The organism is Actinomyces sp. 594 (assembly GCF_019325145.1).
Taxonomy (GTDB): domain Bacteria; phylum Actinomycetota; class Actinomycetes; order Actinomycetales; family Actinomycetaceae; genus Actinomyces.
Map to the genome: position 1 here is coordinate 146,161 of NZ_PIZC01000034.1, position 16,858 is coordinate 163,018.

Annotated in this window: 16 protein-coding genes; 4 read left to right on the forward strand and 12 right to left on the reverse strand. The window is 69.8% G+C overall.

Translation table 11 applies throughout. The annotated features are described in order from the left end of the window. Positions 1-26 precede the first annotated feature (26 nt). The 3 genes from GZ998_RS05090 to GZ998_RS05100 all read right to left on the reverse strand — a co-directional run bounded on the left by GZ998_RS05090 (position 27) and on the right by GZ998_RS05100 (position 3,392). Positions 27-809, reverse strand: a complete 783-nt coding sequence (locus GZ998_RS05090; RefSeq protein ID WP_238994140.1) for a LysM peptidoglycan-binding domain-containing protein — start codon at positions 807-809, stop codon at positions 27-29. A 190-nt stretch (positions 810-999) separates the two neighbouring features. Beyond that, positions 1,000-2,721, reverse strand: a complete 1,722-nt coding sequence (locus GZ998_RS05095; RefSeq protein ID WP_162678449.1) for a hypothetical protein — start codon at positions 2,719-2,721, stop codon at positions 1,000-1,002. Next, complete coding sequence (locus GZ998_RS05100; RefSeq protein WP_308807166.1) at positions 2,721-3,392, reverse strand: hypothetical protein; 672 nt, start codon at positions 3,390-3,392, stop codon at positions 2,721-2,723. The genes GZ998_RS05095 and GZ998_RS05100 overlap by 1 nt, the downstream gene beginning before the upstream one ends. A 112-nt stretch (positions 3,393-3,504) precedes the next feature. Between GZ998_RS05100 and GZ998_RS05105 the strand changes: the two genes are divergently transcribed. Beyond that, a complete protein-coding gene (locus GZ998_RS05105; RefSeq protein ID WP_161924556.1) occupies positions 3,505-3,738 on the forward strand; it encodes a helix-turn-helix domain-containing protein in 234 nt (77 codons plus the stop codon). Positions 3,739-3,779: 41 nt separating this feature from the next. On the opposite strand, the gene GZ998_RS05110 is transcribed toward GZ998_RS05105, so the two are convergent. Further along, positions 3,780-4,304: a Fis family transcriptional regulator gene (locus tag GZ998_RS05110; protein ID WP_162678448.1), complete on the reverse strand. Its 525-nt coding sequence runs from the start codon at positions 4,302-4,304 to the stop codon at positions 3,780-3,782. Positions 4,305-4,460: 156 nt separating this feature from the next. On the opposite strand from GZ998_RS05110, the gene GZ998_RS05115 reads away from it, so the two are divergent. Further along, a complete protein-coding gene (locus tag GZ998_RS05115) occupies positions 4,461-4,949 on the forward strand; it encodes a DUF6912 family protein (protein ID WP_219109218.1) in 489 nt (162 codons plus the stop codon). 129 nt (positions 4,950-5,078) lie between these two features. Here the strand turns inward: GZ998_RS05115 and GZ998_RS05120 are convergent, their stop codons facing one another. The 3 genes from GZ998_RS05120 to GZ998_RS05130 form a co-directional block, all read right to left on the reverse strand. After that, positions 5,079-8,393 (reverse strand): AAA family ATPase, encoded by a 3,315-nt coding sequence (locus GZ998_RS05120; RefSeq protein WP_219109219.1) that lies wholly within the window; start codon positions 8,391-8,393, stop codon positions 5,079-5,081. Continuing rightward, on the reverse strand, positions 8,393-9,808 hold the full coding sequence (locus GZ998_RS13310; protein WP_219109220.1) for an exonuclease SbcCD subunit D: 1,416 nt from the start codon (positions 9,806-9,808) through the stop codon (positions 8,393-8,395). Before GZ998_RS13310 ends, GZ998_RS05120 begins: the two co-directional genes overlap by 1 nt. A gap of 101 nt (positions 9,809-9,909) precedes the next feature. After that, positions 9,910-10,128: a hypothetical protein gene (locus GZ998_RS05130; protein WP_161924551.1), complete on the reverse strand. Its 219-nt coding sequence runs from the start codon at positions 10,126-10,128 to the stop codon at positions 9,910-9,912. Between the two features lie 35 nt (positions 10,129-10,163). On the opposite strand from GZ998_RS05130, the gene GZ998_RS05135 reads away from it, so the two are divergent. Further along, the gene (locus tag GZ998_RS05135; RefSeq protein WP_219109221.1) at positions 10,164-10,754 is read left to right on the forward strand and encodes a flavin reductase family protein; all 591 of its coding nucleotides are present in this window, start codon (positions 10,164-10,166) and stop codon (positions 10,752-10,754) included. A 115-nt stretch (positions 10,755-10,869) separates the two neighbouring features. Here the strand turns inward: GZ998_RS05135 and GZ998_RS05140 are convergent, their stop codons facing one another. The 5 genes from GZ998_RS05140 to GZ998_RS05160 form a co-directional block, all read right to left on the reverse strand. Continuing rightward, on the reverse strand, positions 10,870-11,535 hold the full coding sequence (locus GZ998_RS05140; protein WP_162678442.1) for a DUF4276 family protein: 666 nt from the start codon (positions 11,533-11,535) through the stop codon (positions 10,870-10,872). Beyond that, positions 11,532-12,674, reverse strand: coding sequence for an AAA family ATPase (locus GZ998_RS05145; RefSeq protein WP_219109222.1), 1,143 nt, complete (start codon positions 12,672-12,674; stop codon positions 11,532-11,534). The genes GZ998_RS05140 and GZ998_RS05145 overlap by 4 nt, the downstream gene beginning before the upstream one ends. Before the next feature lie 252 nt (positions 12,675-12,926). After that, entirely contained in the window at positions 12,927-13,097 is a 171-nt protein-coding gene (locus GZ998_RS05150; protein WP_219109223.1) for a hypothetical protein, read from the reverse strand. Positions 13,098-13,170: 73 nt separating this feature from the next. Beyond that, positions 13,171-13,554, reverse strand: a complete 384-nt coding sequence (locus GZ998_RS05155) for a metal-sensitive transcriptional regulator (protein WP_308807167.1) — start codon at positions 13,552-13,554, stop codon at positions 13,171-13,173. 5 nt (positions 13,555-13,559) lie between these two features. Next, positions 13,560-15,323: an FAD-dependent oxidoreductase gene (locus GZ998_RS05160; RefSeq protein ID WP_257505177.1), complete on the reverse strand. Its 1,764-nt coding sequence runs from the start codon at positions 15,321-15,323 to the stop codon at positions 13,560-13,562. 380 nt (positions 15,324-15,703) lie between these two features. Between GZ998_RS05160 and cas7u the strand changes: the two genes are divergently transcribed. Beyond that, positions 15,704-16,858 carry a type I-U CRISPR-associated RAMP protein Csb1/Cas7u gene (gene cas7u / locus GZ998_RS05165; protein WP_219109224.1) on the forward strand — a complete coding sequence of 385 codons (1,155 nt, stop codon included), beginning with the start codon at positions 15,704-15,706 and terminating at the stop codon, positions 16,856-16,858.

Sequence of the window (16,858 nt, forward strand, 5' to 3'; positions counted from 1 at the left end):
CGTCTGTGCGCGCAGCGGGTGTTTGTTCAGGAATTGGGCTGGTCGGTGAGTGTGGGGACGTCCAGGTCGGTCCCGGGGTGGATGAGCCCCGGGTCGGTGCCGATCTCCTGGGTGTTGGCCTGGTACAGGCGCGGCCAGGCGTCCGCGATTTGCGCCGGCGAGGCCTGCGGGCCCAGCAGCTCGGCGGTGATCGACCACAGTGACTCGCCGACGGCCACGGTATGGGACTCCGATGAGCCGGGTTCCTGCGCGGAGTCTGGTGCGGAGTCTGGTGCAGGGGCGGACGGGGGCGAGCTCGGGGCCGCGGCGTCGGGGTCAGTCGGTACCGTCACGGTCGGCTGCCAGCCGAGGTCATCGGTGCCGACCTCCGATTCCGGGGCGGCGAGTGCCGGACTGGTGGTGATTCCCGCGACCAGCACGCCGGCGGTGATCCGCCGCACCAGGGGCGCGCCCCACCGTTGTAGTGCCCGCGCAGCTGCTCGGGTGCTCCTGCTCGGCGGATTGCCGGGGGCGGAGGCGCCATGACGGTTGCCGGCCCCGGCCGCAAGCGCGAGGAGCACGGATAGCAGGTGCCAGAGTGCACCCAGGGCTCCGGCGGTGCAGGCGAGGGCTGTGATTGCGGCAGTCAGATGGGCGCTGCCCCACCAGGCGGTCGGCAGCTCCAGGAGGCTGCGGGCGCTGTTGGCGGCGGTGCTCGCCAGCACTGGGATCAGGGCTGCGGACAGCACGCCGATCGTGCCAAGCGCAACGTGGCTGCGTACGTGCCGCAGGGTTTGAGTAGTCCGCGTTGATGACGTAGCTGCACACATGACTCGCTCCATCGCTGGTGATGATGTTTGATGATGTTAGATCATTGTAGAGCGATTGAGATGTGTCAAGTGTGTGTTGAATGAGGCTGGGTGTGCCTGAGTGCCGGTTGGATGTACTCAACCCGCAGTCGCCGGGTTTCGTACCGGCGCCTGCGGGTTGGCGGTGAGGGTTTCAGTGAGTGTGCGGCGCTCAGGCGCGGTGCCGTCCGCCCTGGTTGCGTGCCCGGGAGTCGGCCGGGCCGGGCGGCGGGGCGAGGAGGCCGGTGGAGTCTGCTCTGGTAGCGGCGGTAGGCGGCGCCTGCGGCACGTCCGGGCCGGTCTCCGCCGGTGGCGGTGGGGGCGCAGGGGTGCTGGCTCCGACGAGCGGGCCGGGCGTCTGGGCTACAGGGGCGCCGCGGTTGACGACGGCGCTAGCTGCATCTTCCGGCCGACCGCCACCGGGCGCACTGTGGTTGGGCGAGGTGCGGCTGGGGCTGGCGCCGGCTGTCCTGGAGCGTCGGGGCGCCCTTCGCGCTGTCAGGCGGCGGAGCCGGGCCCCGCGGGCTGCTCGTCCCGCGCTGCGCCTGGCCCCCGAGCGCGGGTCGATCTGGTCCACCAGCTCCGCCAGTGCCCGGCCCAGGGGAGATCCCGGCGCGGCCTCAAGCACGCTGCGCCCCTCCAGCAGGCAGCGGTCTGCGGTAGCCGCGTCGTCGGGCAGTAGCGTGACTTCTTCTATGCCGCCGAAGCGTGCAAGTGCCTCCCTGACGGCCTGCTGTGGTGAAGGGCCGGCGGCGGAGGCCCGCACCCGATTGACAACCACCTCAATGCGCCCGGTCGGCCGGGTGCCCCCATCCAGATCGTCGATGAGCTGCAAGAGCCGCCGTATGCCGATCGGATCGCCGGCGCCGACGATCACCACCACATCGGCGTTGCGCAGCAGGTGAGCGGTTACGGCGCCGGGACCGGGCTCCAGGGTGAAGTCGTCGACGGCGTCGTCGACCTGGCCCCCGGACACGTCCACGACGGTCCAGGCGGCCGCGCGCCGGCACTGTTCCCACACCTCCGGCATGGCTGCCGCCGGTAGCTCGCGCCATCGGCCCGCTCGGCCCAGACCGGACAGTAGGCGCCGGTCCTCGCTCACCGGTATGAGGATGCGGCCCAGCGCCTCGGGGTCCAGGCGGCCGCGGGAGGCGAGCCGTGCAGCGGTAGCCAGGGCGGAGGAGTCCTCGGGTAGGCCCAGTAACTGCGTGAGGCAGGGGGCCTGAGTATCTGCATCCACCAAAATCGTGCCAGCGCTGAGTCCGGCGGCCAGTGCGGCGGCAATCGTGGAGCGTCCGGGGGCGCCCTGCGGGCCCCACACGGCTACCAGCCGTCCTCGAGGTTTGTCCGCCTCATTCGCGTGCGCGCGCACTGGCCTCGGAGCCAGATCTGGCGTGGGGGCGAGTGGTGCCGTGGGGGTCGCGGCGTCGAACTCGTCCCACAGGTCCCGCTCGGCCGTCGGCGGGCTCGGTGCGGATGCGCGCGGTGCTGCCGGAGGAAATGGCGGCTGGGGCGGGTCCTCGAGGCCGCGCGCGATGCTCTGCAAGCGGGCGCAGATGCCGGCCGCGGCCGTTTCGGCAGATTCCACGGGCCAGCCTGCTCCCGCCCACCGCTCGCGCTCGGCATCGGGCGCGAGCAGGAGTCCGAACGCGCCGGCGCGGCGCAGGCGGTCAAGCACCGTGCGGTCGAGGTCGTCGAAGGCGGTGTCGGTGACGACGAGTGTGGCCAGGCCGGCCATGGCGGCGCTGAGTAGTTCCGGCGTGTCGGCGCACCGGCGCACCACTTTCAGCCCCGAACCGGGTGCGTCGAGGGCGCGCAGGATGTTGGAGTCGTCACCGGAAAGCGCGAGTAGGACCCCGTGCGGACTGGATGGGGCTGCTTGCGGCTCGGTCATCACTGTCCCTGTCCGGTGGGCACCAGCACGAGCGGGCCGGCCGCGCCGACGGCGCTGAGCACGTCGGCGACTGCCTGCTCAGGCACGAGCACCTCCACCTGCAGGCTGGAGCCGCCGATGAGGCTGGGGCCCGCCTCGCCTATCGAGGCGATCAGCAGCCCGCGTGCAACAACCTCGGCCTGGCCGGGCTCCTGCGCCGTGACCTGGGCGGCGGGCAGGGCCCACAGGTCCACGATGTCTCCCGCGGCCGTACCCGCGGGCAGTCCCGAGGCGAGATTGAGCACAACTGACCGCAGGTCGACATCCGCCGCCTGGCCGATCGCCCCGGATGGCAGCAGCTCGCCGGCCTGGAGGGAACGGGTTGCGACGGCGTCCTCGGGCAGCTCTCCCGCCGCCACGTACACGGTGGTGCCGGGGTGGGAGTCAACCAGGGTCAGCACGCCGTCCGCGGTCAGGTCGGTGCCGGGGGCGACGTCGCGGGAGAGGATGTAGATCTGCTCGGTGTCTGCCGCGGCGTTGACGGCCCAGGCGCCCAGGGCCACCGCGGTTCCGATCAGCACCAGTCCGCCGGCCAGGCGCGGATCACGCCAGGTGGGGCGGCGCGGGCGCCTGCGTGGGGTTGGGCGTGCGGCCCCAGCCGGGCTGGGTGCGCTTCGTCGCGCGGAACTCACTGGGCCCTCCTTGATCATGTGTGCTGCCGTTGAACACCTTGGGAGTGTAATTGATTATCCACAAGTATGTTCAGCTATGGCGTATACGGCAAGATGGTGAGAGCATAGTGCCATGCCGGAGAGTTTTCTGACCATCGCTGAAGTAGCCGAGCACCTGCAGCTGTCTGCCCAGGGGGTGCGGGCCTTGATCCAGTCGGGTGAGCTCCCGGCGATTCAAGTGGGGGCCCGCCACTTGTGGCGCGTGCCGGAGAGCGCCTTTGATGAGTACGTGGAGCGCCAGCTCGCGGCGACTCGCGCGATGGTGGCGGCCGGATCGCTGCGGGCGACCAGGGGCGCGGACGCCTAGCCCGGGTCCCGGACTGGGCGTGCGCGGCGCCGCTGATGCGTTCAGCGGCTGCGTATCACCTCGATCATCGGCAGGGCGATGGTGACCGCGCCGGGAGCGCGCCCCGGGGCGGCGCCGTCGTGGATGACGTCGATGTAGTCGGCCCCCACGCGGGCGAGCCGTCCGGTGAACTCGCCTGCAGCGAATACCACGCGCACGCGTGCGCCGGCGCGCGCGAGCCGCCGCAGTACCGCCTGGATGGTGGGGCGGCGTCCGGCCGGCGCGGGTGCTGGGCCCGGCAGGGGTGTGGCCAGGGCGATTGCGTGCAACGGCACAAGTGACTGCATACCCTCGCTCTCGGTGAGCAGTACGAAGGCTTCCTCGGCGCGGCTGACGACGCCGTCCACGGACGTTCCGCCGCGGGTGCGCAGGTGCACGGTGCGGCCGACGGCGCCGTGTAGCCGGTCGGCCAGGCGCAGGCTGGCTACTTCCGCCTCGGCGAGCTCTGCGGCCTCGGCGGCGAGGTCGGCGCGGCGCTCTGCGTCAAAGCGGCTTTCCAGATCGGCCAGGAGGCTGTCCCAGTTCATGACCGCAGCTCACCACACCTGTGGTGCCACGCCAAGCGGGTGGAGGCGTTGGGGTGGGGGCCCGCTGCGCTTGCTGGGCGCGGCGCCCCGGATTTCAGTGTTGCCCTGCCGTCCGGGTCGTGCCGCGCACCGGCTGGAATCGGGCACACTTGGCCCATGCGTGCTTACCTTCCTGCCACTGCCTCCGACCTGTCCGCCGTCCGGATCAGCCCCCGTATAGCCCATGCGGTCACGCCCGCGCTGGCCGACGCGTTTCCCGAGGAGGATCAGGAGGGGCTGGAGGTCTCTGCGAGCCTGTGCGCCGCGGACTCCTCGGTGCTGCTGCTGGCCGCGCCTGGCGCGGAGGCGGAGGCGGATCGACGCGTAGTGATCGCCGCGGATGTTGAGGATGCGCAGGTGCGGGAGGTGCCGGTGGTGGGCGACGTGCTTCCGGGCACGGTTGAGGTGACCGCGCCGGTGGAGTGGGACCAGGTGGCTGCGCTGCTGGTGGACGAGGCGGAGGCGGAGGCCGATGTGCGCGCCGCGCGCACCGGGGATGAGGCTGCCTTTGAGCGTGCCGCAGATGCGGACCTGCTGTGGTATGACGTCTCCGAGCGTGCCGCGCTTGCGCAGGAGCTGGCCGCCACCCCGCGAGACCGGCACTAATCACACGCCGAAACCGGCACAAGTGACGTGCCGAGACCGGCACAAGTGACGTGCCGAGACCGGCACAAGTGACACGCCGAGACCGACACTGATCACACAGGGAGGGGTGAGCTGCCGGCGGCGGCTCAGTCAGGAGGCGATGACGCGCAGCCTGGAGCCCGCGGGCGAGCGGGTGACCTCGATGCGGTCTGCTACCTGCCGGCGCAGCTCCTCCACGTGGGAGACGATGCCGACGGTGCGTCCGCCGGCCTGTAGGCGGCCCAGCTCGGCAAGTACGTTTTGGAGGGTTTCGGGGTCCAGGGAGCCGAAGCCCTCGTCGATGAACAGTGTTTCCATGGTCACTCCGCCGGATTCGGCGGTGACTACGTCGGCCAGGGCGAGGGCGAGGGACAGGGATACGTAGAAGGTCTCCCCACCGGACAGCGTCTTGGGGCCGCGCACACCGGAGTCGGAGAAGCGGTCGATGATGCCGAGCCCCAGTCCGCGGTCGGTGCGGCTCCTGGAGCCGACCTCGTCGTCTACGTGGACGAGTTCATAGCGCCCCGCAGACATCTGGGACAGGCGCTGGTTGGCGAAGACGAGAACTTCCTTGAACCGCTCTAGCAGCACCCAGGTGGCCAGGGGGGTGGCGGAGTCGTTGTAGCCGGAAGCCACGGCGACGACCTCCCACAGGGCGGCGGAGTCCTTGACCACGGCGGTTAGGGCGGTGGCGGCGTCGCTGACGGCGTCGGCGGCCTCCTGCACGCGGGCCAGGTGGGAGCGGGCCTGCTCCCGCTTCTCCACCGCCGCCTGGTAGGCGGATTCGGCGGCATCCAGCCGTTGGCGCGCGCCGACGACGTCGGCTTCCTCCTCTCCGGTGAGGGAGGCGATCGCCTCATCCTGGGTCAGGCCGTGCCGGACGCGTTCGCGCCGTGCGGCCGCCTCGGCGACCTTCTGCTCCAGTTCCGTCAGCTTCTGGCCGGGCAGGTAGGCGGCGTTCGCGTCCGTGGCGGAGACGAAGCCGGCCTGGGTGACGGCATCTGCCAGTTCGGTACGGGCTTGCGTGGCCGTCCGGGTGGCCTCGGCGGCCTGAGCGAGTAGGGCTGCGAGCTGGCCGGTGGCCTCGGCGGCATCGCTCAGGGCGCGCATGTGGTCGGCGACGGAGTTGTAGGCGCCCTGCGCGGTGCGGCAGTTCTCCCGGTCCCGGGCGAGAGCCTCAAACTGGGAGTCCAGCCGGGCGCCTTCCTGCGCTAGCTCGGCCCGGCGCTGCGCGAGTTGTTCGCGCAGCTGCTCGGTTGTGCTGGTGAAGTCGGCGAGCTGGGACTCCAGTTCTGGCGCTGGTGCGGCGGCTTGCTGTGCGGAGTCGAGTTCACGCTGCGCGGCCTCCAGCGCCTGGGCGAGCTGTGCCGTGGGGGACTGCCCGGCGGCGGTGCGGGCCGTGGCCTGCTCGGCGACCAGTGCCTCGTGGGTCTTGACCTGTGCCGCCAGCTTGGCGTCGGCCTGGCGTTGCGCCGCCTCGGCGGCCTCGACGTCCGCGCGGGAGACGGTCCCCTGGTCGGGGACGGCGGGGGCGGGGTGCTCGGTTGAGCCGCACACCGGGCAGGGCTGCCCGTCAACGAGTTCGGTGACGATCGAGCCGGCGGTGGCGCTGATCCAGGCCTCGCGCTGCTGGGAGACGAGCGCGTTGGCGTCGCGCGCCGCGGCGGTGGCGGCCTCGACGGCGTCATGCGTGGCGGCGATCTGGCCGTCCAGTGCGTCGGCGCGTTGGGATGCCTCGAGGCGCTCGGCGAAGGCGGCCCGCTGCAGGCGCAGCTCGGGCACTCTTGCCTGGGCGGCGCGCGCTGCGGCCAGCGCCTCTTCCAGCTCGGTCTGCAACTCGGGCCGCTGTGCCAGTTGGGCGGCGGCGTCTTCGGTGTCTGCCTGGTTGGCGGTGAGGCGCTGCTGGGCGGTCTCCGCCTCCTGGGCGCGGGCGGCCAGTCCGTCTTCCAGCTTGACGACGGCGCTGAGTGTTCCCGCTCGGGTGCGCAGGGCGTGGCTGCGGGTGGTGATGGTGCGGGCGGCCTGTGTGAGGGCGTCCAGGGCGGGGAGCGCCTCCGCGTAATCCGCGTCGGCCGGTGCGGGTGTGTCGGTGGCTGGGATCAGGGCGGTGAGCGCCTCCAGCGATGCGCGGGCGGGTTCGTATTCGGCGATGGTGAGTGGGGTTGTGGTGTTGTTCCCGGGGTCGGAGCCGGTGGTGGGCGGGCGGTTCTCCTCCAAGGCCGTGATGGCTTGCGTGTGTGCGGTGCGGGCGGCGTCGGCGGAGTCCTGGGCGCGGGCCAGCACGGGGATGACGGAGGCGGCCTGCCGGGCCGCTTTCGCACGGGCGGCGTCGGCGGCGTCCTGGGCGGCGCTGGCGTTGAGCTGCTGCTGCTCGGCCACCAGGCGTGCGCGCCGGTCCAGGCGGTCCTGCAGGGCGATGGCGGCGTTGACGGCGTCGACCGCCTCCTGGCGCGCGGCGCCGGCCGCCTCCAGGGCATGCTGCGCCGGTTCGGTCGGTGCCTGCGCGGCCTGGACGGCGGCGTGAGCTATGGATGTGATGGCCCCGGCATCTGGCACGCGGGCGGACACGAGGGCCTCCAGCTGTGCGGCGGGAGAGGGCGGCGGGGAGACTGGTTCGCCGCCGTCTTCCCCGGGAGAGTCGGCGCTTGCTGCAGGGGACTGCATGTCGGCGGCGGTGCCTACGGGGCCGCCGGCGGGGGAGTCGGTGGCGGCGTCGCCTGTGTCGGTAGTCGCCGGGGGGTCGGATTCGGAAAGCAGGGGTGCCAGGATCTCGGCGCGGGCGCGCAGTACCTGGCGGGCAGACTCCGCCTGCTGCTCCAGGGCACGGCCGCGGATACGCAGCGCCTCCTGCATGTGATCGAAGACGCCCGTGCCGAATACGTCGCGCAGCAGCTGGCGGCGCTGCTTGGATTCGGCGCGCAGGAACTGGGCGAACTTCCCCTGCGGCAGGATGACGGTCTGGGTGAACTGGCCACGGTCCAGACCCACGATCCGGAGGATCTCCTGGCCTGCCTCATCGATGCGCGTGATCGGCTCGCTTAGGGCTTTCCCGTCCGGGGCGGACAGCCGCCACAGCTTCACGGAGGCGTTCTGCTTGGTGGTGCCGCTGCCTCGCCGTTTGGGGCGCATGTACTCGGGTGTGCGCACAACCCGGTAGACGCCGGCGGAGGTGGAGAAGACGAGCTCGACCTCGCTGGGGGCGGTGGGGGCCACCAGGGTGGAGCGGATGCGCTGCTTGGAGGACCCGTCTGAGTCCGCGACCTCCCCGTAGAGGGCGAAGACGATGGCGTCGATGATGGTGGTCTTGCCCGATCCGGTGGGGCCGGTCAGCAGGAAGCGGCCGGAGTCGGCGAAGCGGTCGAAGTCGATGGTCTCGGTGCCGGGGAAGGGGCCCACCCCCGTGATGGTCAGGCGGTGTAGGCGCATCAGCGGTCCTCCTTGAGCTGGGTTTCGGCGCGGGCGGCGTCGTAGGCCGCGGCCATGATGGCGTGCTGGGCCGGGGTGGGGCGGTGACCGAGCATCTCGGTCAGGAAGCGGTCGGCCACGTCCACCGGGTCGGAGGCGCGGGTGACGGTGATGGTTTCGCGCTCGGCCTGTTCGGGGCGGGTGTGGGAGAAGGCCAGCAGGTTGGGGAACCGTTCCTTGAGCTGGGCCATGGTGCCGGGGGGCATGGGGCCGGTGAGTTCCACGCGCACCCAGTCGCGGGTGTAGATCGCGTTCGCGGGGGCGAGGAGCTGATCGAGTGTGCCGTGCAGCGTGGTGGCCCGGTAGGGGGTGGGGGTGGGGATCCGTTCCATGCGGGTCACGCCGGTGGGGCCCAGTTCCAGCAGCACGGAGGACTTGGTGGCGTCGGCCTCGGGGAAGGAGAAGGGCAGCGGGCTGCCGGAGTAGACCAGGCGCGGGCGTGCGGGGGCGTGCGCGGCGGACGGGTGCGCATCAGCGGCAGGCGCGTCGGCCGTGGCGGTGTCGGCCCCGGCGGCGGGGGAGTGCAGCTCTTGGGGGCGGTGCAGGTGTCCGAGGGCCACGTAGTCGAGCCCGCCGGAGGCGTCGGCCAGGGGCGAGCCGCCGAGCGTGGTGAACACGCCCGCCGGCACGGAGTCCACCCCGCCGACGCGGATGTCCCGCTCGGAGTCGGGGCTCGCCTGCCCGCCGACGACAAAGGCGTGCGCCATGGCCAGCGCGGGCACCCTGGACGGGTCGTCGGCCCGCCGCTCAGCCAAGTCGTGCGCCACCAGCCGCAGTGCTGCGGAGACAACCGCCTCGTGGCTGCGCGGCAGCAGGGCGGGACCGCCGGCGGGTACGGGCGCGGCTGCATCGGGGGGACCGGGGAAGGCCGCCGGGTCGGCGGGAGAGGCGGCGTCGGCCTGCGCCTCCGGTTCGACGATCCCCTCCCCGAGGCGTGCGGCCAGCAGGGGTGGCAGGGACTCGCGGGCGGCGTCGGGATCGAGGTAGGGCAGGGCGTAGACGTACAGGCCGGGATGGCCGGCGGCGTCGGGGATGACGACGGGCCGGTCGACGTCGGCCACGCGCACGCGCAGGTCCAGTCCCTCGCGCAGCAGGGCGGCGGCGAAGCCGAGCCGCTGGGCGGAGTCGTGGTTGCCGGGGGTGACCACCACGCGGGTGCGTTCGGCCAGGCGGCACAGGGTGTCGTCGAGCAGGCGGACGGCGGCGGTGGGCGGGATGGCGCGGTCGTAGACGTCCCCGGAGATGACGACGGCGTCCACGCGTTCGGCCTTGACCACCTCGATCAGGTGCTCGGCGAAGACAGCCTGGGCGTCATCGAGCACCCGGCCGTGGAAGGTGCGCCCGAGGTGCCAGTCGGAAGTATGGAGGATCCGCATGCCCGCAGCCTCTCACAAGCCTCCGACACGAATTCCAGGGTCTTAGCGGGTGGCGTCCAGGGGGATGCTGCCCAGCGGCCAGCGTGCTGGATGCGTAGCGGTCAATCGACGGCACGAACCTGGGCTAGGGAGTCGACTTGGGGGACGATGTCGATCTCCCAGCTGGAGTGGTCGGTGGCCGCGTCAACGGTATCGAGGTAATCGACGACCTGCTGGCGTGCCCGGTCGAGGTGGGCTACCTGGGTGTGGTGGTCGTCGTCGAGCTCAAGCTCCCAGCCACCCGACCAGCGGGTCGCAGTGACCGTAACACTTCGGTTCATGCCTCGACCTTATACTGGCGGCTGTGGGGCAAGGCATGGATCAGATCGCGGCTTCGCCTTTTCATCCACTGCCCGCGGACAAGTGGCAGTGGCGTCCGTCCCCGGTGCCCGGACAGATCGTGTATGTGACGACTCGCGATGCCGACGGCGAGGTGAACCTGGCGCCGAAGAGCTGGGTGTCAATGGCCGCCTTCCGCGGGCCGATCATCGGGTTCGGATGTTCCGAGCAGCATCAGACCTGCGCCAATGCGACCGCTACCGAACGCTTCACTCTGAACTTCCCTACCGCCCGGCAGGCCGAGCGGGCCCCAGAGGTCGCGGATGCACCCAGGGAAAGCAGGCTGGCCGTGGCGGGCCTGACGCTGGAAGAGTCACGCGTGGGCGGGGTGCCGCATCTGCTGGAGTGCCCGGCGTACGCGGACTGCAGCCTGACTCGAACAGTGCGGTTTGATGGTGGAGAAGTCTTCCTATTCGGAAGGATCGACCTGCTTGCGATGCACGAGGAGCTTTTACGGCTCCCCACAAAGGATGCCTACGCACGACTCGCTCCGGCCTTCTTCTATGAACCCGGCGTTGTCGGAGAGCTGCGGGTGGGGGTAAGGAAGAATGTCCGAGATTGGCATTAACGTGCCCGCAGCCTCTCACAGACCTCCGAGACGAATTCGAGGTGCTTAACGGGCGGCGTGCAGCGGGCGTATGGATGTGGTTAGCGAGTGCGCGGCACGCACCGTCGGCGGCGGCTCAGGAAGGCGCGTCTTCGAGAAGGCTCTTCCACCAAGCCGCGAACGTGGGGCACCGCCGCAGAAGCTCTTCCGCGCCCGCCCGCTCGGCGAGCTCCCGGCCATCTTGCACTTTGCGGTATTTGCGACAGACTCGGTGGATGCGCTTGGACGGACTCGTATCCGGCCCGTTGTTGACCTCCTCCGGGCCGCCACTCGCCTCGACGGCTTTGACGAGCTGTTTCAGTGCCTTTGTTGAGAAGGCCCCTGTTGAATGACCTGCGGAGATGGAGGCGAGCGCCAGAGCCTCGATCTCATGCTTAACGACGAGTGGGCGGAACCTGGGGTCCTCGAAATGGTCTCGGAGGGCCTGCTCCAAGGACTGCCGGTACGACTCCCCTTTGCCGTTGGCAATATAGCCGGGCGCGTTGCGTGGGTAGCCGTAGAAGTCTATCAGCAGGCCGACTCTGCTCAGATGAGTGTTCTTAAGTAACCTGCGCAGGTGGTCATCATATTTTCGCCAGTTGCCGCCGCCTCGATTTGCACCATGTGACGTGTCGGAGGTGATTACCGTAATAGGTTGTATATAGATCGAGTGAGTCAGTGCCACGGGTGCGAAGACGCTCTCCAAGACGCCTTGCTCGGTTTGTCCTTCAACGAGCACCATGACATGTCTGAGAGCTGTCATTGGACAACCTCGATCGTCTGCTCGTGGAAGGACGGATGGCCCGTGAGCAGGTTCATCTCCCACAGGGCTCCTACCGAGTACTCCTCGAGGAAACCCGCTAGGATCTCGGGGTTGGGGCGTGTGGCGACCGTGGCGCCGTCGACTCGGTTCAGTACCAGAACTTCGCCGATCTCGAAGTGCGACAGCAAGGGCACGGACTGGGTGGCGACCAGGACGCGATGCCCGGTCCTGCCTGCTGCGTGGATCATCTCCGCGAGCAGCGTAATCGCCGCTGGGTGCAGGCCGAGCTCGGGCTCGTCCAGAACTACAGTCGAGGGAAGGTCCGGACCCAGAAGCAGAGTTGCCAGGCACACGAAACGCAGGGTGCCGTCGCTCATCTCGCGGGAGGAGAAGACGCGGTCGAGTCCGCGCTGTCGCCAGCGTAGTCGGAGTCGCTCGTTCTGGTTCGGCTCCAGCACGAAATCCTCGAAGAATGGCGCCGCGGAGCGTACGGTGGACACGATCTGCTCATAGCTGCGAGGGTGCTCTTGTCGGGTCTTGAGCAGGAACGGGCCTATGTTTGAGGCATCGGAGTGAAGCGCAAGATCATCTGCGGTGTTGCTGTACTGCCGCACAGGGGCGTTGGGGGAGACGTCGTCGAAGTGGAATACGCGACATCCGGAGACGATCGGCGCGACGTAATAGGCAATAGTACGTTTGCCCTGCCCCTCGTGAGGAACGGTCTTGCCCTTTCCGTGCAGGTCGCTTCGGGATATCCTCTCCTCGAAGGGACGCTCGTGCCATGGCTGTTGGAACAGGAGATCCTCTGTGACGCGGGGAGCGTCGTCGTCGTCAAGCGCGAGGGCTACGCGGTAGCCGTTGACGGGACGCCCCGGGGCGGCTGCGCCGAAGATCGAGATGCGTGCGGTACCGTCCTCATCTCGAAGGGACGGCGCGATCCCGCCCCGATCCGTGAGGTAGTTCTGGAATGTGTCGTCCCAGACGCGCGAGACAAGCTCAAGGGCGCTGACCAGGTTGGACTTACCAGACCCGTTGGCGCCGATAAGGACGGTGACATCACTCGTCAACTCCAGGTCGAGGTCACAAATCGAGCGGTACCCCTGGATGACGATTCTTCCGAGCGACTCCTGGGCGGCCATGGCACCAGGCTACCGTGTCACTGCCCTCCGGCGGTGTGCCCAAGTCAGGTGATCGCCTTTGAGTCCTGAGATCTTCCGGGGCCCGGTGTTGCCGCCGAACTGCGGGCGGGGGCGGGGAAGAATGTCTGAGATCGGCATAAACGTCCCCGGTCGGCCGGAGGGGCTCTCGGAGAGCCGCGTCATTCCAACGATCGCGAAGTCGCGGTTCGACGCGGTGAACGCGTTTATGCCGAACTCGGACAGTTTGGCGCGCTACTTCCGCCCGAAGAGTCCGCGCAGGAAGCCCGACGGCGCGGCGGGCTCGTCGTCGTGGCCCTGGCAGCGCTGCGACTTGGGCACGCCCGCCAGCGCCTGCTCAATGTGCTGCCCGCAGCCCGCCCAGGTGGGCTTGCCGCACTTCTTGCACGTCACCTTGCGACACATGATGCTCTCCTTGTTTTGGTTTCGGTTGATCGGGTTGAAAGAAAAGTGGCGGTGCCCGGCGTGCCCTGGGCGCCTAGACCAGGGACAGGAAGATCTTCTCCAGCTCGTCCACGGTCAGCGTCTCCGGCGCGACCACCTCGTCCGCCGCGGCTCCGGCCCCGCCGTCGTCGCCGGCGGATGCCGCCCGCTCGGCGTCGACGCAGTTGCGCATCGCGCTGGCGACAATGACGAACCCGGCCCGGTTCAGCGCATGCGTGACCGCTGACAGCTGCGTGATCGTCTCCTTGCAGGAGGCCCCGCGCTCGGCGGCGTCGATGACGGCGTCCAGCTGGCCGCGCGCCCGCTTGAGCCGGTTGACGATCCGCCGCTTCGTCTCCGGATCGCACTCGAGGCCCGGGGCGGCCGGCGCCGTCGTCGCGGCGGCACCTCGAGTTGCAGCATCTTGAGTCTTGGCCACGGCGATCACGCTCCCACCAGGAAGGAGTCGGCGTCGTCACCCAGCCAGGCGCGCAGGGTGATCATGCCGCCGGTGAGAACCGAGGACTTCAGCCCATTGCCCACCAGGATCCGGTGGGCGATGTTCGCCCGCACCCCCACCTGGCAGATCACGCCGATGGGACGGTCGGCCGCCGCCTGCCGCACCTCGTCGATGCGGCCGCGCAGCTCGGTATGCGGGATATTGAGCGCCCCCGGCACCATGCCCCGGGCGACCTCGGCCCTCGTGCGCACGTCCAGCAGCAGGTGGGTGCGCCGGACCTGCTCCAGGTCGCGCACGTCCCACACCTCCACGCTTCTGTTCAGCACGTTCGAGCCCAGCATCCCCGCCAGGTTCACCGGATCCTTCGCCTGACCGAAGGGCGGGGCGTAGGCCAGATCCAGGTCGATCAGGTCCGCGACGCCCAGGCCGGCGCGGATGGCCGTGGCCAGCACGTCGATGCGCTTGTCGACGCCGTCGCGCCCCACGCACTGGGCGCCCAGGATGCGCCCGTCTGGGGTGAAGCTGACCGAAAGGTGCAGCTGGGTGGCCCCTGGGAAATAGCCGGCGTGCTGGTTGGGGTGCAGGTGAATGGTCGTGTACTCGATGCCCGCCGCATCCAGCGCGGCGCGGTTGGCGCCGGTCATCGCCGCCGTCATCTTCCCGACGCGCACAATGGCGGTGCCCAGCGGCGCGGGAATCGGCCGGGCATGCGCAGGATCCATGATGAAGTCGGCCACCAGCCGCCCCGCGCGGTTCGCCGGGCCCGCCAGCGGGACGGGGCGGCGGGCCCTGGTCACCGGATCGGTCGACACGGTGGCGTCGCCGACGGCGTACACGTGCGGCAGATTCGTGCGGCCGTGGTCGTCGACGACGATCGCCCCGCGCTCCAGCTCCAGGCCGGAGGAGACGAAGGCGTAGGTGTCCGGACGCACCCCCGTGGCCAGGACGACCAGGTCGGCCTGCACTCGCGTGCCGTCAGTGAGAAGGACCTCGTCGGCGTCGGCGCCGTGGATGATGGACTGCGCGGCCGTTCCAGTGCGAACGTCAATGCCCAGCCGGCGCAGCTCCTGGGTGATCGGGTAGGCGTGCTCCCGTTCTAGCGGCGGCAGCACATGCTCGGCGAACTCGACGACGGTGGTGGCAATACCGCGCTTGGCCAGTACCTCGGCGGCCTCAATGCCGATGAACCCCGCACCCAGGACGACCGCCGACTTCGCTCCCGCGTCCGCCCACTCGCGCAGGCGGACGGCGTCCTCGACGGTGCGCAGGGTGGAAACGCGCGGAGAGTCCAGGCCGTCGACAGGCGGGCGTGCGGCCTTCGCGCCTGGGGCCAGCACCAGGGCGTCGTAGCGGATGCGCTGCTCGCCAGCGGCGGTGCTCACGATCACCTCCCGGGCGGTGGGGTCTATGCCGGTGACGTCGTGGCCGGTGCGCGCATCCAGGTTGAGCCAGGCACGCAGCCGCTCGGGGGTCTGCACCAGCAGATCATCCTGGTCCTCGATCTCCCCGCCCACGTAGTAGGGCAGGCCGCAGTTGGCGAAGGACACGTGCTGCCCGCGGTCCAGGACGATGATCTCCGCATCCTCGCTCAGGCGGCGCGCGCGGGCGGCGCAGCTCATTCCGCCGGCGACGCCGCCGACGACGACCAGCCGCAGGGGGCGCTCGGAGCCGGTGGGGGATGGGCGCGGGGCGCCGTCCTCAGGTGCAGAGACGGAATCCCGTGAAGTGGCGGGTGGGGTCATCTTCATGCCTTTCGCGTGGTGGTCCTCTGCGGCGCTGTCGGTTGCCCGGCACCATCGGGGCGCACGCCAAGACAATACCCCAGGGGGTATTAATGGAGCCACTCGGGCCCGCGCCCTGTTAACGGCTTCGAATTCGTGTCGGTGGCGCCTGGCAGCATGGCTGACGTGAGCAAGAAGAAGCCCGAGCAGACTCTCGGCCGATCGGCCGCCGCCAGTCCCGATTCCTTCGGAACGGCGTCGGTGTCGGCATCGGTGTCAGGGGTGCGCTCACTCGCGGCTCGACCTGGCGATCGTTCGAGTCTTATGGATCGCATATGGTTGAGCGCACGGGTTGTGGCGGATATCTCGCTCATGCGCACCACTCATCCATCGAAGGAGCAGAAATCATGACTGAACTCACATTGGACGCCCTGCGGGACAAGCTCGCGGACCCGGAGTGGGCGGCGGTCCGCGTGGAGGCCACCTACCAGCCCAGCGGCGGTCCGGGCGCGCGTGTGTATCCGCCGACGTTCCCCATAGCAAAGGGCGCTGCCAAGGACAAGGACCGCTATCTCGTGGAGGAGCGGCGCTGCGATGGTGAGGTTCGTGAGGCGGCGGTGTTGGACCAGGTGCCGTCCCAGGCCAATCGTTGTGAGGAGGCCGAGGCGAGGGCCTGGCGCCAGGGTGTTATCCGAATGCCGATGCTGCGGATGAGGCACGAAGGCGCGGCTGACTTCGAGCTCATCGGTCTGGAAGCGCCCCACCGCGCCTTTGACGCCTACTGGCGCGACTGCATGCTCGGTGGCGTCAAGTTCGACCGGAGCGAGATCGGCAAGGCGATCCTGGCCGCGTCGCCTGCGGATGCAACGGCGCTGCTTGCCTACGACCCTGCCACCCTCGTCTACGGAGGCTGGAACTCCCACCGCAAGGGGCGGCAGGCCAAGTTCCCGCGCCTGTACGCCAGCGAGATCATCGGTTGGGACCCGGAGGAAGGCAAGCGTAAGGCCGGGCGCATGGACCCGGCTAACCTCACCGGATCCCGTGGTGGCGAAGGCGACGAGTGGTCATACTCCGCCGTGAAGGCGAAGAAGGAGGACTCCAAGCTCAGCGAGATTGGACACGGCAATATCGCCCCGGACGTCACCCACGGCGGCGTCACCATTAGCGAGGCGACTCGCACCGCCGTCCTCAGCCTCACCGCCACCCGGCGCCTGGGCTTCGGCTCCATGGATCCCGCCGCCGTCGAGGCCGCACGAGCCCTGCTCGTCGCACTCGGGCTCCTGGGCGACCGGCTCGCCTTTGGCGACGCGGGCCTGTGGCTGCGCAGCGGCTGCGATCTGGTTATGCAGACCGAGCAGCTGGAGTGGATCGGCCGTGGTGGAGTGGCGGAGTCCTTCGCACTGTCCCCTAGAGCGGCGGTCCAGCTGTACGAGGAGGCGCTGCAGGCGGCGCTGGACGCCGGGGTGCCACTGCACCTGGAGACCGTTGAGCTGGTTCCCAACGATGCCCTGCGCAAGGCGATCGACTTCAGCCTGACCAAGGCCGAGTCTGCGGGGGAGTGA